General features: G+C 61.7%; 25 protein-coding genes and 1 tRNA gene. 16 read left to right on the top strand and 10 right to left on the bottom strand.

Annotation, left to right across the window (positions count from 1 at the left end; genetic code table 11):
• Window positions 1-71 precede the first annotated feature (71 nt).
• The 4 genes from serS (at window position 72) to AC0L28_RS09605 (ending at window position 4,500) form a co-directional block, all read left to right on the top strand.
• Window positions 72-1,376, top strand: coding sequence for a serine--tRNA ligase (gene serS, locus AC0L28_RS09620; protein WP_128169971.1), 1,305 nt, complete (start codon window positions 72-74; stop codon window positions 1,374-1,376).
• Window positions 1,376-2,134, top strand: coding sequence for a 5'/3'-nucleotidase SurE (gene surE, locus AC0L28_RS09615; RefSeq protein WP_128169970.1), 759 nt, complete (start codon window positions 1,376-1,378; stop codon window positions 2,132-2,134). Before serS ends, surE begins: the two co-directional genes overlap by 1 nt.
• The gene (locus AC0L28_RS09610) at window positions 2,131-2,796 is read left to right on the top strand and encodes a protein-L-isoaspartate(D-aspartate) O-methyltransferase (RefSeq protein WP_128169969.1); all 666 of its coding nucleotides are present in this window, start codon (window positions 2,131-2,133) and stop codon (window positions 2,794-2,796) included. Before surE ends, AC0L28_RS09610 begins: the two co-directional genes overlap by 4 nt.
• Window positions 2,797-2,994: 198 nt before the next feature.
• Entirely contained in the window at window positions 2,995-4,500 is a 1,506-nt protein-coding gene (locus tag AC0L28_RS09605; RefSeq protein WP_128169968.1) for a LysM peptidoglycan-binding domain-containing M23 family metallopeptidase, read from the top strand.
• 193 nt (window positions 4,501-4,693) lie between these two features.
• On the opposite strand, the gene AC0L28_RS09600 is transcribed toward AC0L28_RS09605, so the two are convergent.
• The gene (locus AC0L28_RS09600; protein ID WP_128169967.1) at window positions 4,694-5,569 is read right to left on the bottom strand and encodes an ATP-binding protein; all 876 of its coding nucleotides are present in this window, start codon (window positions 5,567-5,569) and stop codon (window positions 4,694-4,696) included.
• Between the two features lie 277 nt (window positions 5,570-5,846).
• Between AC0L28_RS09600 and yajC the strand changes: the two genes are divergently transcribed.
• From yajC to AC0L28_RS09580, 4 genes are all read left to right on the top strand, one after another.
• Window positions 5,847-6,185 (top strand): preprotein translocase subunit YajC, encoded by a 339-nt coding sequence (yajC, locus tag AC0L28_RS09595; protein WP_023802565.1) that lies wholly within the window; start codon window positions 5,847-5,849, stop codon window positions 6,183-6,185.
• A gap of 326 nt (window positions 6,186-6,511) precedes the next feature.
• Window positions 6,512-9,064 carry a protein translocase subunit SecDF gene (gene secDF, locus AC0L28_RS09590; RefSeq protein WP_128169966.1) on the top strand — a complete coding sequence of 851 codons (2,553 nt, stop codon included), beginning with the start codon at window positions 6,512-6,514 and terminating at the stop codon, window positions 9,062-9,064.
• Window positions 9,065-9,079: 15 nt separating this feature from the next.
• Window positions 9,080-9,469 (top strand): Mth938-like domain-containing protein, encoded by a 390-nt coding sequence (locus AC0L28_RS09585; protein ID WP_128169965.1) that lies wholly within the window; start codon window positions 9,080-9,082, stop codon window positions 9,467-9,469.
• Window position 9,470: 1 nt separating this feature from the next.
• A complete protein-coding gene (locus AC0L28_RS09580; protein WP_287376959.1) occupies window positions 9,471-10,322 on the top strand; it encodes a phytoene/squalene synthase family protein in 852 nt (283 codons plus the stop codon).
• A 61-nt stretch (window positions 10,323-10,383) separates the two neighbouring features.
• Here the strand turns inward: AC0L28_RS09580 and AC0L28_RS09575 are convergent, their stop codons facing one another.
• The 3 genes from AC0L28_RS09575 to trmFO all read right to left on the bottom strand — a co-directional run bounded on the left by AC0L28_RS09575 (window position 10,384) and on the right by trmFO (window position 12,473).
• Window positions 10,384-10,716 carry a type II toxin-antitoxin system RelE/ParE family toxin gene (locus tag AC0L28_RS09575; protein ID WP_287376962.1) on the bottom strand — a complete coding sequence of 111 codons (333 nt, stop codon included), beginning with the start codon at window positions 10,714-10,716 and terminating at the stop codon, window positions 10,384-10,386.
• Window positions 10,700-10,990, bottom strand: coding sequence for a type II toxin-antitoxin system ParD family antitoxin (locus tag AC0L28_RS09570; RefSeq protein ID WP_128169963.1), 291 nt, complete (start codon window positions 10,988-10,990; stop codon window positions 10,700-10,702). Before AC0L28_RS09570 ends, AC0L28_RS09575 begins: the two co-directional genes overlap by 17 nt.
• A gap of 73 nt (window positions 10,991-11,063) precedes the next feature.
• On the bottom strand, window positions 11,064-12,473 hold the full coding sequence (gene trmFO, locus AC0L28_RS09565; protein ID WP_287185411.1) for a methylenetetrahydrofolate--tRNA-(uracil(54)-C(5))-methyltransferase (FADH(2)-oxidizing) TrmFO: 1,410 nt from the start codon (window positions 12,471-12,473) through the stop codon (window positions 11,064-11,066).
• 102 nt (window positions 12,474-12,575) lie between these two features.
• Here trmFO and AC0L28_RS09560 point away from each other — a divergent pair, with 102 nt between their 5' ends.
• On the top strand, window positions 12,576-13,175 hold the full coding sequence (locus AC0L28_RS09560; protein WP_287345732.1) for a hypothetical protein: 600 nt from the start codon (window positions 12,576-12,578) through the stop codon (window positions 13,173-13,175).
• Between the two features lie 368 nt (window positions 13,176-13,543).
• Here AC0L28_RS09560 and AC0L28_RS09555 read toward each other — a convergent pair whose 3' ends face one another.
• Both AC0L28_RS09555 and AC0L28_RS09550 read right to left on the bottom strand, forming a co-directional pair.
• On the bottom strand, window positions 13,544-13,684 hold the full coding sequence (locus tag AC0L28_RS09555) for a DUF1127 domain-containing protein (RefSeq protein WP_023802557.1): 141 nt from the start codon (window positions 13,682-13,684) through the stop codon (window positions 13,544-13,546).
• A gap of 54 nt (window positions 13,685-13,738) precedes the next feature.
• Window positions 13,739-13,879, bottom strand: a complete 141-nt coding sequence (locus AC0L28_RS09550; RefSeq protein ID WP_006335194.1) for a DUF1127 domain-containing protein — start codon at window positions 13,877-13,879, stop codon at window positions 13,739-13,741.
• A gap of 236 nt (window positions 13,880-14,115) precedes the next feature.
• On the opposite strand from AC0L28_RS09550, the gene AC0L28_RS09545 reads away from it, so the two are divergent.
• Both AC0L28_RS09545 and AC0L28_RS09540 read left to right on the top strand, forming a co-directional pair.
• Window positions 14,116-15,231 carry a DUF2157 domain-containing protein gene (locus AC0L28_RS09545; protein WP_473477005.1) on the top strand — a complete coding sequence of 372 codons (1,116 nt, stop codon included), beginning with the start codon at window positions 14,116-14,118 and terminating at the stop codon, window positions 15,229-15,231.
• On the top strand, window positions 15,228-15,809 hold the full coding sequence (locus tag AC0L28_RS09540) for a GDYXXLXY domain-containing protein (RefSeq protein WP_473477004.1): 582 nt from the start codon (window positions 15,228-15,230) through the stop codon (window positions 15,807-15,809). Before AC0L28_RS09545 ends, AC0L28_RS09540 begins: the two co-directional genes overlap by 4 nt.
• Window positions 15,810-15,991: 182 nt before the next feature.
• Here AC0L28_RS09540 and AC0L28_RS09535 read toward each other — a convergent pair.
• A tRNA-Leu gene (locus tag AC0L28_RS09535) sits at window positions 15,992-16,074 on the bottom strand.
• 341 nt (window positions 16,075-16,415) lie between these two features.
• On the opposite strand from AC0L28_RS09535, the gene AC0L28_RS09530 reads away from it, so the two are divergent.
• Window positions 16,416-17,243, top strand: a complete 828-nt coding sequence (locus tag AC0L28_RS09530; protein WP_473477002.1) for a hypothetical protein — start codon at window positions 16,416-16,418, stop codon at window positions 17,241-17,243.
• 248 nt (window positions 17,244-17,491) lie between these two features.
• Here AC0L28_RS09530 and AC0L28_RS09525 read toward each other — a convergent pair whose 3' ends face one another.
• A complete protein-coding gene (locus AC0L28_RS09525; RefSeq protein WP_156941737.1) occupies window positions 17,492-17,926 on the bottom strand; it encodes a hypothetical protein in 435 nt (144 codons plus the stop codon).
• Between AC0L28_RS09525 and tig the strand changes: the two genes are divergently transcribed.
• Window positions 17,904-19,376, top strand: a complete 1,473-nt coding sequence (tig, locus tag AC0L28_RS09520; protein ID WP_287074905.1) for a trigger factor — start codon at window positions 17,904-17,906, stop codon at window positions 19,374-19,376. The two genes, AC0L28_RS09525 and tig, sit on opposite strands and share 23 nt — an antisense overlap.
• 81 nt (window positions 19,377-19,457) lie before the next feature.
• Here the strand turns inward: tig and AC0L28_RS09515 are convergent, their stop codons facing one another.
• Both AC0L28_RS09515 and AC0L28_RS09510 read right to left on the bottom strand, forming a co-directional pair.
• Window positions 19,458-19,784 carry an antibiotic biosynthesis monooxygenase family protein gene (locus AC0L28_RS09515; protein ID WP_287074868.1) on the bottom strand — a complete coding sequence of 109 codons (327 nt, stop codon included), beginning with the start codon at window positions 19,782-19,784 and terminating at the stop codon, window positions 19,458-19,460.
• 130 nt (window positions 19,785-19,914) lie between these two features.
• Window positions 19,915-20,796 carry an alpha/beta fold hydrolase gene (locus AC0L28_RS09510; protein WP_473476999.1) on the bottom strand — a complete coding sequence of 294 codons (882 nt, stop codon included), beginning with the start codon at window positions 20,794-20,796 and terminating at the stop codon, window positions 19,915-19,917.
• A gap of 286 nt (window positions 20,797-21,082) precedes the next feature.
• Between AC0L28_RS09510 and AC0L28_RS09505 the strand changes: the two genes are divergently transcribed.
• The 3 genes from AC0L28_RS09505 (at window position 21,083) to AC0L28_RS09495 (ending at window position 23,771) form a co-directional block, all read left to right on the top strand.
• The gene (locus AC0L28_RS09505) at window positions 21,083-21,463 is read left to right on the top strand and encodes a c-type cytochrome (RefSeq protein ID WP_027156233.1); all 381 of its coding nucleotides are present in this window, start codon (window positions 21,083-21,085) and stop codon (window positions 21,461-21,463) included.
• A gap of 135 nt (window positions 21,464-21,598) precedes the next feature.
• Window positions 21,599-22,546, top strand: a complete 948-nt coding sequence (locus tag AC0L28_RS09500) for a heme o synthase (protein WP_473476995.1) — start codon at window positions 21,599-21,601, stop codon at window positions 22,544-22,546.
• A 406-nt stretch (window positions 22,547-22,952) separates the two neighbouring features.
• The gene (locus AC0L28_RS09495; RefSeq protein ID WP_473476993.1) at window positions 22,953-23,771 is read left to right on the top strand and encodes a DUF2189 domain-containing protein; all 819 of its coding nucleotides are present in this window, start codon (window positions 22,953-22,955) and stop codon (window positions 23,769-23,771) included.
• The last annotated feature ends 5 nt before the right edge of the window (window positions 23,772-23,776 follow it).

Below are 23,776 nucleotides of genomic sequence, written 5' to 3'. Positions count from 1 at the left end.
GATCTTCACATCTTGCATCGGTCAAGGATGCGGTTTACGCCCCCTCTAGCCTACTTGAGGACGAACAGACCATGCTTGACATCAAATGGATTCGCGACAATCCGAAGGCCCTTGTCGAGGCGCTCCAGAAGCGCTCGTGGCCGGTTGCGGAGGCGCAGTCCACGGTCGATGATCTGATCGCCAGGGACGAGGCGCGGCGCGAACATCTGACCGAGCTGCAGACCAGGCAGGAGCGCCGCAACGCCGCCTCGAGAGAAATCGGCAACGCCATGCGCTCGGGCGACGCCGCCCTTGCCGAAAGACTGAAGGCCGAGGTCGGCGAGATCAAGGCCTTCATCCAGAACGGCGAGGCGCGCGAACGCGAGCTCGACAAGGCGCTGAACGACGCATTGGCGGTGCTGCCCAACGTGCCGCTCGACGACGTGCCGGTCGGCAAGGACGAGCACGACAACGTCGTCAAGCGCACCGTCGGCAAGGTGCCGGCCCGCCCGAACTGGGTGAAGGAGCATTTCGAGATCGGCGAAGCGCTCGGCATGATGGATTTTGAGCGGGCGGCGAAACTGTCCGGTTCGCGGTTCACGGTGCTCAAGGGCGGACTGGCACGGATGGAACGCGCGCTCGGCCAGTTCATGCTGGACCTGCATACGACCGAGCATGGCTACGAGGAGGTCCAGCCGCCGCTGATGGTGCGCGACGAAGCGCTTTTCGGCACCGGGCAACTGCCGAAGTTCGAGGAGGATCTGTTCTTCGCCCCGCATGGGGACGGCAGGCTTGGCCTCATTCCCACCGCCGAAGTGCCGCTGACCAATCTCGTGCGCGAAGACATCACGCCGCATGAAAGACTGCCGCTGCGCTATACCGCGCTGACCTCGTGCTTCCGCTCGGAAGCGGGCTCGGCCGGGCGTGACACGCGTGGCATGCTGCGCCAGCACCAGTTCTACAAGGTCGAACTGGTGTCGATCACCGACCAGGACACCTCGCTTGCCGAGCACGAGCGGATGACCGAATGCGCTGAGGAAGTGCTGAAGCGGCTCGGCCTGCCGTTCCGCACCGTGACGCTGTGCACCGGCGACATGGGCTTTGGCGCGCGCAAGACCTATGACATCGAGGTCTGGCTGCCGGGCCAGAACGCCTATCGCGAGATTTCGTCCTGCTCGGTCTGTGGCGATTTCCAGGCACGGCGCATGGATGCCCGCTACAAGGACAAGGACGGCAAGGGCAACCGCTTCGTCCACACGCTGAACGGTTCCGGCACCGCCGTCGGCCGCGCCCTTATTGCCGTCATCGAAAACTACCAGAATGAGGATGGCAGCGTAACCATTCCTGAAGCGCTTCGGCCTTACATGGGCGGTCTGGAAAAGATCGAATCGAGATAATGCGCATCCTCCTGACCAATGATGACGGCATCCATGCCGAGGGCCTTGCATCGCTCGAACGCATCGCCCGCACGCTGTCGGACGATGTCTGGGTGGTGGCGCCGGAGCAGGATCAGTCCGGCTATGCGCATTCGCTGTCGATCTCGGAGCCGCTGCGCCTGAGAAAGATCGGCGAAAAGCACTTTGCCGTGCGCGGTACGCCGACCGACTGCGTCATCATGGGCGTAAAAAAAATCCTGCCCGCAGCACCAGACCTGATCCTGTCCGGGGTCAATTCCGGCGCCAACATCGCCGACGACGTCACCTATTCGGGCACCGTTGCCGGCGCCATGGAAGGCGCGCTGCTCGGTGTGCGCTCGATCGCGCTCAGCCAGGCTTATTCCTATGTCGGCGAGGATCGCCTCGTCCCTTACGAGACCACCGAGGCGCTGGCGCCGGCGCTGCTCAAAAAACTGGTCGCCATGCCGCTGCCGGATGGCGTGCTGCTCAACGTCAATTTTCCGAATTGCCTTCCCGAAGAGATCGCCGGCACGGTGGTCACCTCGCAAGGCAAGCTCGTCCACAGCCTGTGGGTCGACGAGCGCCGCGACGGCCGCGGGCTTCCCTATTATTGGCTGCGCTTCGGCCGCGAGCCGGTCGAGGGCAAGCAAGGCACTGATCTCTATGCCATGCGCAACCGGCTGGTGTCGGTGACGCCGCTGCAGCTCGATCTCACAGCGCATGAGATCCGTGATCAACTGACCAAGGCGCTCGCATGAACCTGAACCATGGTCCGACGGGCGATGACCGCGAAGGCTTCGCCGCTTTCCTGCTCCGCCTGCGTGGCAAGGGCGTGGTGCCGAAGGCGCTGATCGCCGCCTTTGAGGCGACGCCGCGGCGCGGCTTCCTTTCCGCACAGTTCCATCCGATCGCCTGGTCGGACCGCATGCTGCCGATCGAATGCGGCGAGGCGATCGAGGGCGCCGATCTGCAAGCCGCGGTGATCGCAGCACTTGCCATCGAGCCCGGCAACCGGGTGCTCGAGATCGGCACCGGGTCGGGCTACACGGCGGCGGTGATGTCGCGGCTCGCCGCGCGCGTCGTCACCGTCGATCGCTACAAGACGCTGGTCGAGCAGGCCAAACAGCGCTTCGAGGCGCTCGGCATCGGCAATGTCATCGTGCGCCAGGCGGACGGCTCCAACGGACTGGCCAATGAAGCGCCGTTCGACCGTATCGTCGCATGGGCGGCCTTCGACAGCCTGCCGCGCTTCCTGCTCGATCAACTGTCGAGCGGCGGCATCGTCATCGCCCCGATCGGACCCGAGGAGGGCGAGCAGGTGCTGGCCAAACTGACCAAGGTCGGCAGCCGCTTCGAACGCGAGGACATCGGTCTGGTACGCCTGCAGCCGATCCTGCGCAGCGTAGCCGCCGTCATCTAGGATCCGTCGATATTCAGGTGTTGCCCGCAACTTACCTGTCTGGTCCGTCTCCGGCTTACCTGAGCTGGACCACGCCCGTCCAAGCATCTTTAAATATTTTAAGAAAATTTGCGTCTGATTCTAGAGGTTTAACCGGCCGGTAACATTAACGCGCTTTAATCACGGTCAGTCTGTACCGGGTATCTGCGGGTAAATGCGATGCAATTCAGTATTTTGAAGGCAAACGGACGCAACCTGGCGCGGGGTATCGCCGTCCTGATGGTTGCGGGCACTACGGCGGGATGCAGTTCCCAGGTCTCGCGGTTCAACAGCGTCGACGATGTCTTCACGTCGTCGACAAACAACCAGCGCGCCATCATCGACAAGCAGGACGCCGCCCAGCCCTATCCCGGCGATGCCGCCGCGGTTTCGGCCGCGCCGCCCGACGGCAGCCACACCCAGTCGGTAAGCCGTTCAAGCCTCGAACCGGTCACGACGCAGCAATTGCCGCCGGTCGACCAGGCGCAGCCGGCTACCGCGTCGGCGCCCGCCGCCAGTCCGGCTCGCACCGCTTCGGCGCCAGCCGCTCCCCGGGTCGACCGGACTGCGACCGGAACCGTGGCAAAGCCGTTCAAAGAGTCACAGCCCGATGCTCCGCGCATGGTGACTGCGGGCGGCGAGCCGCGTGCCACCGAGATCATCGTCAAGGACGGCGAGACCATTTCCGGCCTGTCGCGGCGCTACGGTGTGCCCGCCGACGCCCTGATGAAGGTCAATGGGCTAAGCGCGACCAACGGGCTGAAGACCGGCCAGAAGATCGTCATCCCGGCCTATGCCTATTCGGGCAAGAAACCGGCCCCGAAGCTTGCCGACGCCAAGCCTGCGAACGACACCAAGCACGATGTGCCGGCCAAGGCACCGGAGATGGTCGCCGTGCTCCCGCAGCAGCCCAAGCTCAAGGAGGGCAAGTCCGCCGCGCAGGTGGATGCATCGGCCGCGGCGAGCCAGCCGAAGGACGGTGCACCCAAGGCGGCTGGTGCCGGTGGCTCCTACACCGTCCAGCAGGGTGATACGCTGTCGGCCATCGCCAGGAAGACCGGCGTCGGCGTGGTTGCGTTGAAGCAGGCGAACGGCATGCAGGACGGTCTGCTCAAGATCGGCCAGACATTGAAGGTGCCGGCCGGCGGAACCGCGACAGTTGCCAACGCCAAGCCGGCAAAGGTCGATCCGGTAACAACTGCCACCACCCCGCCTGCGGCGAAGACGACGCCGTCGGAAACGCTCGCCGCCTACACGCCGCCGAAGAAGGAAAAGGTCATCCAGCAGGCCGAGGACGACGACGCGGTCGCGCCGAACGCCACCGGTATCGGCAAGATGCGCTGGCCGGTGCGCGGCCGCGTGATCTCCAGTTTCGGCGGCGGCAAGGACGGTGTCGACATTGCCGTGCCGGAAGGAACGCCAGTCAAGGCGGCCGAGAACGGCGTCGTCATCTATGCCGGCGATGGCCTCAAGGAATTCGGCAATACGGTGCTGGTGCGGCACGAGAACGGTTTGGTCACAGTCTATGGTCACGCCCGTTCGATAGAGGTCCAGCGCGGCCAGAAGGTCAAGCGCGGCCAGGAAATCGCGCAGTCCGGCATGAGCGGCACCACCGACTCGCCGAAACTGCATTTCGAAGTGCGCAAGAATTCGGCGCCGGTCGATCCTTCGACCTATCTTGAATAAAGAAAGTCGATCCTTCGACCTATCTTGAATAGAACAAGAAAAGCGATTGCGGGCCGCCTGACCTCCAGTCCGGCCCGCCGGCTCAGCCCGCTCCGCAAGGGGCGGGCTTTTTCAGGGGCTTTTCCGGACCATGATCTTGCCCGAAAACCGGGCTCCACTTTTTGCTACGCTGACCTTCGGTTCGGATCATGGTCTAATCCTGGAGCGACTTGCCGAGCCGGCCTGCCAGATCCTGGGTGTACTGCCAGGCGACGCGGCCCGAACGGCTGCCGCGCGTCGTCGCCCATTCCAGCGCCTCGGCGCGCAGCGTCTCGGGATCGATGGCAAGTCCGTGATGGCGGACATATCCGTCGATCATGTCGAGATACTCGTCCTGCGAGCATTTGTGGAAGCCGAGCCAGAGGCCGAAACGGTCGGAGAGCGAGACTTTTTCCTCGACCGCTTCCGACGGGTTGATGGCGGTCGAGCGCTCATTGTCGATCATGTCGCGCGGCAAAAGGTGGCGCCGGTTCGACGTGGCGTAGAAGATCACATTGGCCGGGCGGCCCTCGACTCCGCCTTCGAGCGCCGCCTTCAGCGACTTGTAGGACGTGTCGTCGTGGTCGAATGAGAGGTCGTCGCAAAACAGGATAAAACGGTAAGGCGCTGCCTTCAGCAGCGCCATCAGCTTCGGCAGCGTGTCGATGTCCTCGCGGTGGATCTCGATGAGCTTGAGTGGCAGGTCCAGCTTTGCCGATGCGTTGACCGCCGCATGCACGGCCTTGACCAGCGAGGATTTTCCCATGCCGCGTGCGCCCCACAACAGCACGTTGTTGGCTGCGTAACCGGACGCGAAACGCTCGGTGTTGTCGACCAGTATGTCGCGGACGCGGTCGACGCCGCGGATCAGACCGATGTCGACGCGGTTGACCTTGCGCACCGGCTCCAGATAGCCGGGATCAGCCTGCCAGACGAAGCAGTCGGCCGCGCCGAGATCGGTTTCCGGCACCGGCGGCGGGGCGAGGCGGGCGACCGCCTCGATCAGGCGGTCGAGTTTCTTGTTCAGGGCTTCGACGGTGCTGTCGGTCATTCTTGTCTTTTGTTTTTGCATTCAGGAAGCAACGGAACCTGTCGATTCCGGCGGCTTCGCAACCGGCTCCAACCTTTTGTTAGGCCACGATCTTTTTCGAGAACCGCGCTCCGTCTTTCGGGACCATGCTCTAACACGGCTCAACCAGCCGGAAAAGCAGCTGAAATGCTCGGCCGCAGTTGCATTGGCAACTTTACCGACTATATTCCGGCCAAATTTCACGGGGCCGCCAAATTACCCGTTTGGCGGCTGTTTTTCAAAATTCAGGAGTACTTCGATGTTCGTGACACCGGCATATGCCCAAGGCGTCGGCACCTCCCCGGATATGTTCATCAGCATTTTGCCGTTTGTCCTGATTTTCGTGATCATGTATTTTCTGATCATCCGGCCTCAGCGCACGCAGTTGAAGAAGCGCGGCGAGATGCTGGCGGCGGTGCGCCGCGGCGATACGGTCGTCACTGGCGGCGGTTTCGTCGGCAAGGTGACCAAGGTCATCGACGACAACGAGCTCGAGATCGATCTCGGCGGTGGCACCAAGGTAACGGCGTTGCGCTCGACGATTGCCGATGTGCGCGTCAAGGGCGAGCCAGTGGCGAACCAGAACGCCAAGAAATAAACCGATTGTCGGCGAACGATCTGCGGATACACCCAGACCGACAAACGCCGTTTGCTGTATTTTCGCGCTTCAGGACGAACCTGATCTGGCTGGCCGCCGGTATCACGGGGCGCCAACGATCTCGTGATGCCATTGCGCACTGGTCCCATGCCGGCAAGATTGACAATAGTTGAAGAAAGCCCGATGGCAGCATCAAAGTGAACTGCCTTGTGCTCGACATCAACCTTTGTGCGGACCACGGCGAGCCAGTGGCGAACCAGAGCGCCTAGAAATAACCCAATTCCAGGCGGAACGATCCGCCCGAATGCCGTGACGGACGACGCCATATGCTCTATTTCTCGCGCTTCAAGATGATCCTGATCTGGCTGGCCGTGGCCGCCACAGTGATCCTGGCTGCGCCCAATCTTTTTTCGGCAAGCACGCTCGCCAAGCTTCCCGACTGGGTTCCGAAGCGCCAGATGACGCTCGGCCTCGATCTGCAGGGCGGCTCGCATATCCTGCTCAGGATGGATCCGAACGATCTGATCAAGGATCGGCTGGAGACGACGCGCGACGAAATCAGGACGCGGCTGCGCGATGCCAAGATCGGCTATACCGGCCTTGCCGGATCAGGCCGGGCCGTGCAGGTCCGCATCACCGATCCCGGTCAGGTCGAAGCCGCCAAGACGGCGCTGAAGACATTGACCGACCCGGTGGCCGCCGGCCTGTTCAGCGGCGGCTCCGTCCAAGAAATGTCGCTGGATGATTCCGAGCCCGGTCTGCTCAAATTTGCCTTCACCGATGCCGGCATCAAATATCGCACATCGACAGCGCTGGCGCAGTCGCTCGAAGTCGTCGAGCGCCGCGTCAACGAACTCGGCACCACCGAGCCGATCGTGCAACGCCAAGGCGACGACCGCATTCTGGTCCAGGTGCCGGGCCTGCAGGATCCGCAACGGCTAAAGGACATTCTAGGCCAGACCGCCAAGCTGACCTTCCAGATGGTCGACCAGTCGATGCCGGTGCAGGACGCGCTCAACGGTCGTCCGCCGGCCGGATCCTCGGTGTTGTATTCGCAGGATGATCCGCCGGTTCCCTATCTGATCGAGAACCGCGTCATCGTTTCTGGCGAAAATCTCGTCGATGCGCAGGCGACGTACAATTCCCAGACCAATGAGCCGGTGGTTTCGTTCACGTTCGATTCCAAGGGGGCGGCGCGTTTCGGCCAGACCACCTCGCAGAATGTCGGCAAGCTGTTTGCCATCATCCTCGACAATCAGGTGATTTCGGCGCCGCAGATCCGCGAACCGATCCTTGGCGGCAGCGGCCAGATCTCAGGCAATTTCACCGCCGAGAGCGCCAACGACCTTGCCGTGCTGTTGCGTGCCGGCGCGCTGCCGGCGACGCTGACGGTGATCGAAGAGCGCACGGTAGGCCCTGGGCTCGGCGAGGATTCAATTCACGCCGGCAAGGTCGCCGGCGTGATCGGCTCCATCCTCGTCGTCGTGTTCATGTTCGTGGCCTATGGCTTTCTCGGCTTCATTGCCAACATCGCGCTGGCGGTGCATGTCGCGATGATCATCGGGTTGTTGTCGTTGCTTGGCGCGACACTGACATTGCCCGGCATCGCCGGCATCGTGCTGACCATCGGCATGGCGGTCGATTCAAACGTTCTCATCTACGAGCGCATCCGCGAGGAGCGGCGAAACGGCCGCTCGGTAATCCAGGCGATCGACACGGGTTTTTCCAAAGCGCTGGCGACCATCGTCGATTCGAACGTCACCTCGCTGATCGCGACCGTGGTGCTGTTCTGGCTCGGGACCGGCCCGGTGAAGGGCTTTGCCGTAACCTTCGCCATCGGCATTCTGACCACCGTCTTCACCGCCTTCACCTTCACCCGCCTGCTGGTGTCGATCTGGCTTCGCCGCGCCCGCCCGAAGGAGTTGCCGCGCGCGCCGGTTACCTTCGTTCCGCCGGGCACGCGAATTCCGTTCATGGGCATCCGCCGCTGGACATTCGCGCTGTCCAGCGTGCTGTCAATCCTGGCGGTCGTGCTGTTCATGACCGTCGACATCAATTACGGCATCGACTTCAAGGGCGGTTCGCTGATCGAGGTCCAGGCCAAGGATGGCACCGCCGATATTGCCGACATCCGCGGCAGGCTTTCTGAACTCAATATCGGCGAAGTGCAGGTGCAGCAGTTCGGCGACCCGAACGACGTCTTGATTCGCGTCGGCACGCAGGAGGGCGGCGAGAACGCCGAACAGACCGTCATCGACAAGGTGCGTGGAGAGTTGCAGGACCATTACGATTTCCGCCGCGTCGAGGTGGTGGGACCGACGGTTTCCGGCGAGCTCGCCAAGCAAGGCACCATCGCCATGCTGATCGCGCTGCTCGGAATCCTGGTCTATGTCTGGTTCCGCTTCGAATGGCAGTTCGCGGTCGGCGCCATCATCGCCACGGTCCACGATGTGGTCATGACCATCGGCTTCTTCGTCATCACCGGTCTCGAATTCAACCAATCGTCGCTTGCGGCGATACTCACTATCATCGGCTATTCGCTCAATGACACGATCGTCGTCTATGACCGTGTTCGCGAAGACTTGCGAAAATACAAGAGGATGCCGCTGCCGCAATTGTTGAACAACGCCATCAACGAGACGCTGTCGCGAACGACGCTGACCTCGGTGACGACGATGCTCGCGCTGCTGGCGCTGGTGCTGTTCGGCGGCGAGGTGATCCGCTCGTTCACGCTGGCGATGCTGTTCGGCGTCGTCTTCGGAACCTATTCGTCGATTTTCATCGCCGCGCCATTGCTCATCCTGTTCAAGCTGCGGCCGGAAACCGCGACGGCCGATGTGGAGAAGCCGGTGAGCGGCGGCAAAGCCATAGCAACCTGACGGGCGGCCAACGGGATGACCAAAGGCATTGTCATCCGTGAAGCGCATTTCCCCGGCCGTGCGCCGATCGAGGCCTATGGCAATGGCGGGTTTCGTTTCGCCGACATGTCGCATCGCGGCTCGCTCCTGTGCCTGCCGTCGGGCATCTATGGCTGGGAGCCGGCTGATCCCCTGGCACTGACGGCGGCGGATTTCGTCAAGCTGCTCAACGAGGCTGACCAGGTCGAGATCCTGCTGGTCGGCGCCGGCAAGGACCTCAGGCCGTTGCCGGCGGCGCTGCGTGCTGCGCTGAAGGCGGAGGGCATTGCGGCCGATCCGATGTCGACTGGTGCTGCGGTGCGGACCTACAATGTTCTCCTGGCGGAAAACCGTGCGGTGGCCGCCGCGCTGATTGCCGTCGAGTGACGTGAGCAAAAACGCCAAAATCGTCATGGAAACGGTGCGCGCCGCCGACCATGATCGCTATGTTTGCGCGCTCTATGCGCCCGAGGACAAGCGTGACGCGCTGTTTTCGCTCTATGCCTTCAATGCCGAGATATCAGGCATTCGCGACCGTATCCGCGAGGCACTGCCCGGCGAGGTGCGACTGCAATGGTGGCGCGATGTCATCGCCGCCGAGGACGCCGGGGTAGGCACAGGTCATCCCGTCGCCGACGCGTTGAAGGCGACGATTTCCGCCCATCACCTGCCGAAGCCCGCCTTCGAGAACATGCTCGAAGCCCGTATTTTCGATCTCTATGACGACCCCATGCCGTCGCGCACCGATCTGGAAGGCTATTGCGGCGAGACAGCAGCGGCGCTCATCCAGCTTGCAGCGATGGTGCTCGATCCCGTCGCAGCACCGCAGTTTGCCGAACTTGCGGGCAGGGCAGGTTGCGCACAAGCGATGACCGGCCTTTTGCTGCTGCTGCCATTGCATCGCAAGCGTGGGCAATGCTTTGTCCCGGCCGACATTCTGGCCGCGGCAGGATCGTCGTCCGAAGAGTTCGTTGCGGGCGATGACGGGCCAGGAGCACAACGCGCCGTCGCCGCAATGATCGCGCTGGCGCAAGAACATCTTGCAGCTTTCGAGCAGGGCGCATCGTCGTTGCCGGATTCGCTGCGACCAGCATTTTTGCCGCTGGCCTTGTCGCGCGCCTATCTCGGCAAGATGGAAAGTTCTCGTCAGTCACCTCTGAACGGCGTGACGCGGCTCTCGGCCTGGCGCCGGCATTTTCTGCTGTTGCGCCGCGCAACGCGAGGCTGGCCGGACGCCTGACGGCTGCCAAGCATGAAGGAATCCGGAAAGCCGGAACTATCACGGCAGCCGTAGACGTCTGTCACGATGGGTCGCTCGATCCGCCATCGCGCATCAGCGCCTCATAGTCGCGACCGCCATAGAAGATGTTGACGATGCGGACGACATCGTCATCGACAACGCAAGCGATGATGGCAGAGTGCTCGAACGGCACCGTTCGCAATCCCGGCGCAATGTCATCGCGCGACCGGCCACCCCGAGGCGCATTGCCGATGCTCTGGCAGCGGTCTTCGATACGCAAGACGAATTTCAGCGCAACTTCCGGACTTCCGCCAGCCTCTACGATGTTCCTGAAAATGTCGGCCAGATCATTCCTGGCGGTTTCTCGATACTCGACTTCAAGCCGCTGAATCATCAGAACGGCTCGAAAGTCGGGCGACGAATCCCCGAAGGTGAGCGCGAACCTCTTCTCCTGAATAGCCCGGCCTTGTATCCTCGATCGATGCCTTCACGCGCGCCCTGATCGAGGCCATGCGCTCGGCATGCTCTTCCTCCTCGCGCTGGAAGGCGCGAAGGGCTGCACGGATGACCTCGCTCGCCGATCCAAAGGTGCCATCCTCGACTTTTTCGCGGATCATGCGCGCCATGGCGGGTGTGACGGTGATGGACAGTTTCTCGGCGGGTTCCATGGAATTGCCCCCTATGATGGTAGGATAGTATCCTACTCTCCTGTCGACCGATCGACAAGAACAGACAGGCGGGCTACTCCGCCGCTTCCGCCTGGGAAGGCAGCCCCAGCCATTCGCGGCAGGCGGCCAGCGCGCGCGATGTCACCGCACGCCGCTTAGCGACGGTCTTGTCCTTGCCGCGCAGGCGTTTTCCCTCGGCTTTCGGCGCTTCCACCGGAGGGAACAAGCCGAAATTGATGTTCATCGGCTGAAATGAGCGCTTTCCCGGCTCGTCGTCGGAAACGATGTGACCGCCGGTAATATGGTTGAGCAGCGCGCCAAAGGCTGTGGTCATCGGCGGCAGCGCCGGCGCGTGCCCCAACCGCTCGGCGGCGGCAAAGCGCCCGGCAAGCAGGCCGATGGCGGCACTTTCGACATAGCCCTCGCAGCCGGTGATCTGGCCGGCGAAGCGCAGGCCGGGCCGTGATTTCAACTGCAGCGATTGGTCAAGCAACGTCGGCGAATTGATATAGGTGTTGCGGTGCAGGCCGCCGAGGCGGGCAAACTCGGCGTTTTCGAGGCCCGGGATGGTGCGGAACACGCGAACCTGCTCGGCGTGCTTCAGCTTGGTCTGGAAACCGACCATGTTGTAGAGCGTGCCCAGCGCATTGTCCTGGCGAAGCTGCACGACGGCATAGGCCTTTACCGACGGATTGTGCGCATTGGTCAGCCCCATCGGCTTCATCGGCCCATGGCGCAGCGTCTCGACGCCGCGCTCGGCCATGATCTCGATCGGCAGGCAGCCGTCGAAATAGGGCGTGCCTTCCCATTGCTTGAATTCGGTCTTTTGGCCGTCGACAAGCGCCTGCACGAAGGCAAGATATTGCTCCTTGTCCATCGGACAGTTGATGTAATCCTTGCCGGTGCCGCCAGGTCCGACCTTGTCGTAGCGCGACTGGAACCAGCAGATGTCCATGTCGATCGTGTCGAAATGGACGATCGGCGCGATGGCGTCGAAGAAGGCGAGCGCATCGGCGCCTGTCACTTCCGCGATCGATTGGGCGAGCCCAGGTGCGGTCAGCGGGCCGGTGGCGATGATCGCCTGGTCCCAATCCGCCGGCGGCAGGCCGAGCACTTCCTCGCGCTGGATGGTGATGAGCGGGTGCGCTTCGAGCTTTCTTGTCACCGCTCCGGAAAACCCGTCGCGGTCGACAGCCAGCGCTCCGCCGGCCGGCACCTGGTGCGCGTCGCCGGCGCTCATGATCAGCGAACCGGCCAGCCGCATTTCGGCGTGCAGCAGGCCGACGGCGTTGGTCTGCGCATCGTCGGAGCGGAAGGAATTGGAACAGACGAGTTCGGCCAATCCATCCGTCTTGTGCGCATCGGTGCCGCGGATGGGACGCATTTCATGCAGCACGACGGGAACGCCGGCTTCGGCCGCCTGCCAGGCGGCTTCAGAACCGGCCAGTCCACCGCCGATGACGTGAATGGGATTCTTGTTCATGAGCGCCGAAATAATCCTTTGTAGCTGCGATTGCAATTACACGAGCCGGCCGCGTTGTTGCCGCCAAGCGCGGCAATCGTCTACTGTCGGAGAATGGACGGGATGCTTGGGATCTTTGCCAGAGCGACATTTCTGACAGTCGTGATCGCCGTGGGCGGATCAGCGGCCGCCGGCGAACTGGCTGTGACGGCTTCCAAGCGGATCCCCATCTGCCACGGCTACAGCTGCAACTATCGCACGATGCTGGCGCTTGGCCCCGGTGACGGCGCGCGTTTCCGCTCTATCCTGCGTGCCGGCGCCGGTTCGCCCCAAGCCGAGCGTGCGGCTATTTCGAAGGCTGTTCGCTATTTCGAGCAGCGCATTTTCCGGGCCACCGGCATTCGCGATCTGCCGCAGTCGGAATTCGGCGCATCGCGCATCAGGGGCCAGATGGATTGTGTCGACGAATCGACCAATACCCATGCGCTGCTGGTCTATCTTGCCGAGCGAAAATTGCTCAGGTTCCACAAGGTCGAGGACAAGGCCTCGCGAGGCTTGTTTGTCGACGGGCGCTATCCCCATTGGACGGCGGTGATCAGCGACCGCAGAGGCACCGAGTGGGTGGTGGATTCCTGGTATGCGCCGATGGGCGGCGCACCGGACATTTTTCCGCTCAGCCAGTGGAAGAAGAGGGGCGTGCTGGAAAGCGGTGCGCTCGACTGACGACAGGGACTTGCCCGCCAGGACGAATTCCCAGAACGATTCTCAGAGTGTGCGTCGACCCTGAAAAACAACAACACCCGCCGGGGGAGGATCCGGCGGGTGTCGTTTTGCTGGTCGATCCTCGGGAGGAGGTGAAGATCGACCGTATTCGCCATCGCCGGGGAGGAGGTCGGCTTTGACGAAATTCCTTTCGCCTGATGAAAGGGGGCGAAACCCTTTTGGACGAAATCGATTCGCCTTGGGGAAACAGCGCCCGCCGCGGGAGGAGGTGCGGCGGGCGCCGTTTTTGTGGTCAACCCTCGGGAGGAGGTGAAGGCTGACCGTATCCGTCAGGGTCGGGGAGGAGGTCGACTCTGGCGAAATTCTGACTAGATCGCCTTGCGGGCGATGCTCTTGATCTCTTCGCGGACGATGCCGAGATCATGCAGCTGGCGGTTCGAAAGGCGACCCAGCTCGGTAACCGTCGAGCGATAAACGCGCCAGTTACGATAGTTGCGGATCAGGTTCATTGTCGTTCTCTTTTCAAGTCAAACTGGTTCGGACCATTTGCGGTCCGAAGAGGATTAGACCGCCTTGCGGGCGACGTAGTGGATGTCGCTGCGGCTGATGCCGAGGTCGGTCAGTTCACGGTTGCTCAGGCGGCTCAGCTCGGAAACGGTGTCCCGGTAGCGGCGCCAGTTGCGGTAGTTGCGGATCAGGTTCATGGTATTCTCGTTTCGTCTTTCTTCCGGATCATTCCGTCTTTGTGTACGCCATGAAGATAGGTCGGGTCATATCGATTTAAAAGCGCTATTGGTGCATAGCAGCAATGCAAATTGTGCAATGCACAATCACCGGCAATTCTCGTGTTCGACAGAGATAGGCCCGAATCGGAAAATGCCGTAGCGTCAACGGTTTGTCCGGGTCGGCTGAAGAAACGACCAAGCTGGGGGAGAAAGGCATGGCGAGCTATTCGTCGCGGGTCAGGGCCGATATCACACGATGGCTGCAGGCTGGCCTGATCGACGCCTCGACGGCCGACGCGCTGACGCGCGACGTCGAGGCCAATGAGCGCAAATCACTGAGCTTCGGCTCGATCCTGGCGATGATGGCGGCGCTGCTTTTTGGTGCGGCCGTGCTGATTTTCGTCGCCGCCAACTGGGAAGCCATCCCGCGACTGGCGCGGGTGGCAGCGCTCTTCGCCATCATCTTCGCCGGCTATGTCGGCGGCGCCGTTCTGAAGACACGCGACCATGCTGCAATCGGCGAGGCACTCTGGATCGTCGCCGCGGCGGCATTCGGCGGATCGATCGCGCTGATCGGCCAGATGTATCATTTGTCAGGCGACGAAGCGTCGGCCTTGATCACCTGGGGCGCGGGCACCGCCCTGGCGGCAGTTGCGCTGCGCTCGAACCCGCTGACCGTCGCTTCTGTCGGCATTGCCGACGCATGGCTGTTCCTGAGAGGGTTCGACTATTTCAGGCGCACGGAATTTCCGCACCTCTTCGTCGTCATGGCGATCGTGTTGTTCGCCATTTCGTTCTGGACCCGCAGCCAGGCGGCGCGGCATCTGATCATCCTGTCGGTCATCTTTTATCTCGTGCTGTTGTTTACGGAATACGAAACGCTGCAGGTCGCCGTCCCGCTCATTGTCGTGTCGGCGCTGCTTTTCGCGGCTGCGATCTTCGCAGCCGAGCCCGTCGACGGGGTCTTGCAACTCGGTGGCAGGTTGCCGTTACACGCGCTGATCGGGTTTCTCACCGGCCTGGCGATGATCCAGTTCGAACTGGCCGGTGACAGCAATAACAGCGGCTTCGGCATTGCCTCGGCCATTTCGCTTGCCGGCATTGTCGCGGCAATCGTGCTCGGCGGCCGCGAGAGCAGGGGCTTGCGCTGGGTTGCCTATGCCGGCTTCGCCTTCGAACTCGCCATCATCTATGTGGTGATGCTGCAGTCGATGCTCGACACGGCAGGCTTCTTCCTTGCAGCTGCTGTGCTTCTTGGCCTGCTTGCCCTTGTCATCCTCCGCGTGGAGAAGCGCATGAGGCTCCCGAGCGTAGAAGGAGCAGCGGCATGATGACCGGCAAAAAACTGATCATTTCAGCGCTGGTGCTGGCACTCGTCCAGATCGGCTTCCTGAGCTGGATCATCGCCGGCCGGGCGGCGATCCTGCGCGCCGGCAAGCAGGTGCTGCTGAGGGTCGAACCGATCGATCCGCGCGATCTCCTGCGCGGCGACTACATTATACTTAGCTATGATATTTCGCGCCTGCCGGTGAAGCTGATCGCCAACATTCCGACCGGCAAGCTGACGAGCAACGATACGCCGATCGTGGTCAGGCTGAGACAGGGCGCCGACGGCTATTGGGGCGCAACCACGGCCTGGTTCGGGCAAGCGCCGGCGCCGGCAGCATCCGATGCAGTCGATATCGTCGGGCATGTGTCAGAAGGCTGGGATCTCAGCGTAGCCACGACGATCGCGCCGGATTACGGCATTGAGCGCTTCTATCTGCCGGAAGGCGAGGGGATGGCGATCCAGAACGACATGCGGTTGCGGCCGTTCGGCATCCGTGTTGCAATCGCGGCCAACGGTACCGCGCAGATCAAGGCGCTGATGGACGGCGACAAGACGCTGTTCGAGGAACCGCTTTATTAGAATTGGCCCGGATTAGAATTGGCAAAGCGTGGCCGGCTCGGACAGCATCAAACATGACGATTTTCGTGACCGCCGCTGCCTCGATGCCGCGAGGGCGATGCCGGCGGTGATTGGCTCGCAGGTGGACTCGACCCCAACGCCTTCCGGTACTGGAATCTTAGTCCACTGTTCGAGCGGAGCAGTGGTGCGGGTAGAGGGACTCGAACCCCCACGTTCTCACGCCAGAACCTAAATCTGGTGCGTCTACCAATTCCGCCATACCCGCTGGCTTCGTGTCACCGTGACATGTCTATGTCACAACCCGTGTCACAAGTTCAATACTTAGATTTTCGAGGTTTTTGGGCCTCGCGGTGCCGTCGGCGGCCACGGCGCGGACTTTCTGTCCAAAGTAGGCGACGGCGGCGCGAACGAACTCGTCGGCGGCCGGGTCTTCCTGCCAGGATGTCTTCAAATTCTTTCAAATTGATTCGGAATATTTTTTCTACACGTAAGTCACGACCGCAAACATTGTTTCGTGTTAGCGATTCAAACACTCTCTGGGTTCGTTATTGCTAAAGTAGCAAATTTGAAACTGCTATTGTGGGGTAATTACCAAAGGAGAGTGTCATGGCAAACGTCGTTAACAGCTTCGCCGCAGCTTTGGCCTGTAGTGCACTTGTTTTATCTCTTTCTTTTCCCGCCAGCGCAGGCGGCATTAGCGTCGGCGCCGGCGCATCGGTTGGCGGCCGAGGCGGCGTAAACGCCGGTCTCGGCGCCTCGATCGGCGGCAGTGGCGGCATCAATGCGGGGGCCGGCGCCTCGATCGGCGGCAGTGGCGGCATCAATGCGGGGGCCGGCGCCTCGATCGGCGGCAGTGGCGGCGTCAATGCGGGAGTCGGCGCTTCGATCGGCGGTAGCCGCGGGGTAAATACGGGAGCCGGCGCATCGATAGGCGGCAAGAAACGCATTATCGCGGGTGTCGGCGCTTCGATCGGCGGCCGAAGCGGGGTGAATGCCGGCGCCGGTGCATCGATCGGCGGCAGCAGGGGCGTTAGCGCTGGTGCCGGAGCCGATGTCGGCGGCACTCGTGGCGTCACGGCTGGCCTGGGTGCCAATCTCGGCGGCACCCGTGGCGTCACGGCCGGCCTGGGCGCCAATGCCGGTGGCACCAGTGGTATCACTGCTGGCGCAGGCGCAAATGTAGGCGGCACCGGCCTCGTTGCAGCGGGTGTGGGTGCCAATGTTGGTGGGACGACAGGGGTCGGCGTCGGTGTAGGCCTCGGCGACGGGGCCCTTGCTGGCACACCCGCGACTCCTGGAACACCCGGGACTCCTGGCGTGAGCCTGGTCGCGCAGATGTCCAGCAGCCAGTTGATACGGATGAAGAAGCGCTGCGTCGATGTGCTCGGGAGCGGCGGCACCTACGATCGCGACCTGCGTGAGCTTGCTTGCTGATCGCACGCCGCTGAGAAGACTGTTGCGCAAAACGGGAGTGTCGCATCGGCCGTACAGGCTTTGACAACACTCTCCTGGCCTCGCGGCCGGCCCGCCACTCGCAAGGTGGCGGGCTTCTCTGCGTCAGGACCGCTGCGCTGAGCGGCTGCCGACTTCGGGTAGCTACACCAGCGGGAGCCAAGTCGGAGTGGAACCTAAATCCAGCGCGGCCAGCAATTCCGCCGCATCCGCGTGCCCCGCAGGAGCCATCATTCTGTCAATGTCGCGGTCAAAATAGCGGCCGTTCGCCGGCGCATGATCCCGAAAAACGAAAAATCGTATTTTTGGGGATCATGCGCCAAAATCAAGGTGCTCCAGCTTCCTGTGCGCGTCCAAGATAACGCGCGGCGCTGTAGACGCGAAGATGGTTGAAAATCGGCCGCGCCTGTGACAAAAGGCGTGTCGAATGTGACGGGATGCGACGATCCACTTCTGCAGAATGTGATAAGAAGTCGGAAAAACAAAGACTTATTCACATTTTGGAGCGTGTTTCTGGACGATTTTGAGCCGCGTTGAGTGGACAGATCGCCAAGTCCCGCACCAAAAGCCATTCCCGGCAAGATCATACCGGCAGGCTGTAAACGGCAAGAGCCGTTTGGCTGCGGAAACGAAGGTTCTATGATGCAGGTCACCGAAACGCTCAACTCCGGTCTCAAGCGCGAGATCAAGATCACCGTGCCGGCCGGTGACATGGAAGCCAAGCTGATGGCGCGGCTTTCAGATGCCAGGAGCAAGGTCCGCATCAACGGCTTTCGCCCCGGCAAGGTGCCGGTGCAGCACCTGCGCAAGGTCTATGGCAAGTCGTTCATGGCCGAAGTGGTCAACGAGATCCTCAACGATTCGACCCGTTCGATCATTACCGGCCGTGGCGAAAAGGCTGCCATGCAGCCCGAAGTGATCATGACCGAGGACGAGAAGGAGGCCGAGAAGATCCTGGCCGGCGGCGCCGACTTCGAGTTCCGCCTGAACTACGAGATCATTCCGCCGATCGAGATCAAGGATTTCTCCGACATCAAGGTGACGCGCCAGGTGTTCGACGTGCCGGATTCGGAAATCGACGAGCAGGTCAAGCGTGTCGCCGAATCGGCGCGCACCTACGAACCCAAGACCGGCAAGGCCGCCGAGGGCGACCGCGTGACGATCGACTATGTCGGCAAGATCGATGGCGAAGCCTTCAGCGGCGGCGCCGGCACGGACCAGCCGCTGGTGCTCGGCTCCAAGGAATTCATTCCCGGCTTCGAGGATCAGCTCATCGGCAGCAAGGCCGGCGACGAGAGGCAGGTCACGGTCACATTCCCGGAAAACTACCAGGCGGCGCATCTTGCCGGCAAGGAAGCCACCTTCGACGTCACCGTCAAGGAAGTGTCCCAGCCCGGTGCGTTGGAGATCAACGACGAAATGGCCAAGAATCTCGGCCTGGAGTCGCTGGAGCGCCTGCGTGAGGTGGTGCGCGGTCAGATCGAGAACCAGTTCGGCTCGATGACGCGCCAGAAGATCAAGCGCCAGCTGCTCGACCAGCTCGATGCCGCCTACTCGTTCGAGGCGCCGTCGAAGCTTGTCGAGGCCGAGTTCAACAACATCTGGAACCAGGTCAACCGCGATCTGGAAGCCGCCGGCCGCACCTTCGCCGACGAGGAGACGACGGAAGAAGAGGCGCGCGCCGAATATATGCGGCTTGCCGAGCGCCGTGTGCGTCTCGGCCTGGTTCTCGCCGAAATCGGCGAGAAGGCCGGCGTCACCGTGTCGGACGAGGAATTGCAGCGCGGCTTGCTCGAGCAGGTGCGCCGCTATCCGGCCAACCAGCAGCAGGAAGCCTTCGAATTCTACCGCAGCAATCCCGAAGCGCTGAACACGTTGCGCGCGCCGCTGTTCGAGGAGAAGGTGGTCGACCATCTGCTCAGCCAGATTTCGGTCACCGACGTCAAGGTCAGCAAGGAAGAACTGATGGCCGACGACGAGGACAGCGAGACGGCCAAGGCGAAGCCGGCCAAGAAAGCCGCAGCGAAGAAGGCCGACGCCAACAAGGCCGACGATGCGGAAGAGCCCAAGAAGAAGCCCGCGCCGAAGAAGAAAGCTGCCAAGGACGCCGAATAACACGGCATTCTGCTGGATGTGAAAGGCCGCCCTCGAGGCGGCCTTTTTCGATGCCGCCGACGTCGCAAGGCCGCTGCCGCCCTATTCGCGCGGCAATTGATTGACGAGGATCCGCATCACGGTGACCCGTTCGGGCAGCTCGACGAGAAACTCTTCGTCGCGCGGCAGGTGATGGATCTTGTGCGGGTCACCGCCGGTGAAGCTCGCCATGGCTTCGACGTCAGGCCAGTACGAGATCGTCACGAACTCTGTTTCTTCTTCACGATCCTCGCGAAACAACTGCACGCCAAGTGCCTTCCCCTGAAGCGGCGGAATGCCTTCGCGGCGTAGATAGGGCTCGTAGGCGTCCGCCAGATCACGGCGTGTCCTTCCCCGCCAGATCCGGGCGATTGTGGCGTTGTCGATCATGGAGTGCGCTCCTCTCGATGGGTTGTCATGAGGATGGGGCAGCGATGGCGGAATCCGCTGCGGTGTTGTGCGGTTCTTTTTTATGCATGTCGTTATCGCAAAACCGCTGCGCACTTTTGCGCGATATGCATTAACGCAGGACCTTGCCCAGAAACCGTCGTACAAGTGGCAGGGCGACCTCGAAGTGTGTCTCCAGCAGCCAGTGCCCTGCGTCATCCAGCAGATGCAGTTCGGCCTCGGGGAGATCGCGCAGATAGGCGCGCGCTGCCGGCTCGGGCATGTATTCGTCCTTCGGTCCCCAAAGGATCATTGCCGGTGGCCGCTGCTCGCGCAGGTATGCCTGGTAGCGAGGGAACCAGTCGAGATTGGCCTTGAGCTTCTCCATCAGTCCAACTGAAAGCGCACGGCGCACAGGCGTATCCATCAGCGGCCAATGCAATTTCCACAGATCGGGCGGGACACGTCGAGCGACGTCGTCATCGACTTCGCCTACGAACTCGGCGCGAAAGCCGTCTTCGCTCACCGCCTGTTCGAGCGGCGCACGGTTCGCTGGCGAAGGGTCACGCCAGAAACGCCGGATCGTTTCATACTTCGGGCCAAGAGCATCGGCGTAGATGTCGCCATTCTGGATGATCAGGGCCCTAATCCGCGATGGGTGCGCTATGGCGTGGCGCAGGCCGATCTGCGAGCCGTAGTCGTGCAGCCATAGCGCGTAGCTGCCGAGCTCCAGCGCGTCGGTGAACCATTCCAGGAACGTTGCATAGGCATCAAAATCATAACCGAACCGTGCCGGATCGCCACTGTAGCCAAAGCCGTGGAAATCCGGCGCGACCGTCCGCCACCGATCGGCGAGCGCCGGCATCAGCCGGCGATATTGGAAGGATGAGCACGGATAGCCATGCGGAAGCAGCAACACCGGCGCGGTTTCAGAACCTGCTTCTCTGTAAAAGACGGTCTCGCCGTCGATCGTGCGGGTGCCGTGGCGCACCTCCAGGTCGCTCCTGTCGTTCATAGACACTTCTCTGATCTTTTGATCTTCCAGATGTTTAACCGTAGCTGGTCTAACGCCATTACCCGGTATGCGTTCCGATTGCGCTCGACGCCGATCGGCCTGCCTCGTCGCCTCTGCGGCGATCCCGCGGGTCGACTTCTTCTATCTGCCGGCCGGATTCTGTGGTATGTAGATGCCGCAATTTCATGCGGGAGACGCGGATATTCCGCTCTGTCGTGAAGGGGCGCATGCCGTGTCGGTACGCGCTGATCGTCCAAGGCAGATTTGGCGATCGGGAGGATATGCCATGCGTGCAATCGCGTTTTTCGCAGTCGTGTCCATTGCGACCTTTGTCACGAGCCAATCCCAGGCACAGGATGCCGCCGCAGGTGAGAAGGTCTTCGCCAAATGCAAGGTTTGTCACGTCGTTGACAAGGACCAGAACAAGGTCGGTCCGTCGCTGAGCGGCGTCATCGGCCGGACGGCCGGCACGCATCCGGGGTTCAAGTATTCTAAAGCCATGACCGAGGCGGGCGCATCCGGCGTCAAATGGGACGACGCCACGCTGACGAATTATCTTCGCGATCCCAAGGCCATGATCAAAGGTGGGAAGATGGCGTTTCCCGGCCTCAAGAAGGACGAGGATCTCGCCAACGTCATCGCCTATCTGAAGCAATTCTCCAAATGACCCGGTTCTTCCGCCAGGAAGTAACCCGGTTCTTCCGCCAGGAAGTAACCCGGTTCGTCCACCAGGAAGAAACCCGGTTCTTCCGTCGGCCGAGGGGTCGGCCCGATTGCGTGTGCCAATCGGTAGTCGCCTGAAATGTCGGCTCGGGAAAGCGGCCTCAAGGATACCGGTATCCATATCTCTGAAGCGACGGTCAGTGATTTCTTCGCGCTTCTGAAACCACGCGTCATGGCGCTTGCTGTTTTTACCGCTTTCGTCGGGCTGATGGTGGCGCCCGGGGCGATGAATCCGGTCATCGCCGTGATTGCAATCGGTGCAATTGCGGTTGGAGCGGGCGCGGCCGGGGCACTCAACATGTGGTACGATGCCGATATTGACGCGTTGATGTCGCGCACGTCAAAGCGGCCGGTCCCGTCAGGCCGGGTCACGCCAGGCGAAGCGCTCGGCTTCGGCCTGGTGCTTTCCGTACTTGCGATCATGACGCTCGGCGTGCTGGTGGGCTGGCTCGCCGCATCGCTGCTGGCCTTCACCATCTTCTTCTACGTCGTCATCTACACGATGTGGCTGAAACGCTCGACGCCGCAGAACATCGTCATAGGCGGCGCCGCGGGTGCGCTTCCTCCGGTCATCGGGTGGGCGGCCGCCACCGGCGCCGTCGGGGTTGAAAGTCTCGTCCTGTTTCTGATCATTTTCCTCTGGACGCCGCCGCACTTCTGGGCGCTCGCGCTGTTCAAGATCGGCGACTATGCTGCGGCCGGCATTCCGATGATGCCGAACGTGGCCGGCCAGGTTTCGACCAGAAAGCAAATCTTCGTCTATTCGCTGATCCTGGCACCAATCGGCGTGCTGCCTTGGGCTTTCGGATTCGCGAGCGGATTGTACGGGATTGTTTCGGCCGCATTGGGCGCGGGTTTCATCTGGCATGCCTGGAAGCTTCTGGTCGACAAAAGGTGGGCTGAAGGGTGGGAGATGAAACGCGCAAAGGCGCTATTTGCCTATTCGATATTCTATCTTTTCGCGATCTTTGCCATGCTGCTTGCCGATACCGTTGCAATGCGTGTCGTCATGTCAGCCGGAAATTGACGGCATGACCTGCCTCGTGGCTGCATTGAATCCTGATGTTCTCGGATTGTTTGCCGGGTTGAAAATCGGCGATTGCTGAACGAGGTGCGCCCGAACCTGCCCAAACCCTCACGTTGGCACTGCGCAGAATCCCAGCACCAGCAGAATAACTATGCCAAGGCCGAGTATAAGAACGGTCTTTCCATCCATGACCTTCACCCTTCAACCCAGCTTTGAGACTAGCGAAGAAAGGCCGTTAGAGCTAGCGGGATCACGGAGCCGTCCCCGCAGACAAAGGGCGGCGACAAATGCCATGCAAGAGCGTATGTTGATCATGGTGCAGGTCGCGGTTTTGCGTGGCCAGTCACGCTGAACGACAGCACCGTGAAATCGCGACCTTTACCGGACCTGGTCTGGAGGAATGGTCATGGCAAGTTTTCACGTGATTGCAGGCGCCAGCGAGACGCTGGAGCACACCAGAATTCGAAAGATAGGCGTTTCCGACCTTTTCGACGCGCTCAAGCGTGGCGTCGATGATTTCATGGTCAAACCGTCGCACATCGTTTTCCTCTTCCTGATTTATCCGCTTGTCGGCGTCGTGCTCGCTGTCTGGACGTCGGGCAACAACGCGTTGCCGCTGTTGTTTCCGCTGGTATCTGGTTTTGCGCTGATCGGTCCATTCGCGGCGCTCGGCCTATATGAAATCAGCCGGCGGAGAGAGGCCGGGCTCGACGCCTCATGGAGCCACGCTTTCGAGGTCAGGAACTCTCCAGCGCTGCCGGCCATCGCGGCGGTCGGGATCATGCTGCTTGCGATCTTCATCGCCTGGTTGTTGACCGCGCAGATATTTTATCAGCAGGTGTTCGGTTCGGCCCCGCCGGAATCACTGTCCAGCTTCATCAGTGAAATATTCGCAACCGGACGCGGCTGGACGCTGATTATCGTTGGCCACGCGATCGGCTTCGTCTTCGCCGCGGTCGTGTTGTGCACCACGGTCGTCGCGTTCCCGTTGTTGCTCGACCGCGACGTCGGCGCCTACGAAGCCATCCATACCTCGGTGCGGGTGGTCCTGGCGAACCCGATCGTCATGGCTGTCTGGGGCCTGATTGTCGCCGTCGCCCTGATCATAGGCTCGCTGCCAGTGTTCGCCGGGCTGGCGGTGGTGCTGCCGATCCTCGGTCACGCCACCTGGCACGTCTATCGGAAAGTCGTGGAATCGCCGGCCTCCACCAGACCGGCGGACTGAAAAAA

This window comes from Mesorhizobium sp. WSM4847 (genome assembly GCF_055811335.1).
Note: the sequence above shows the minus strand (reverse complement) of the source record. Positions and strands in the feature narration are given on the sequence as shown.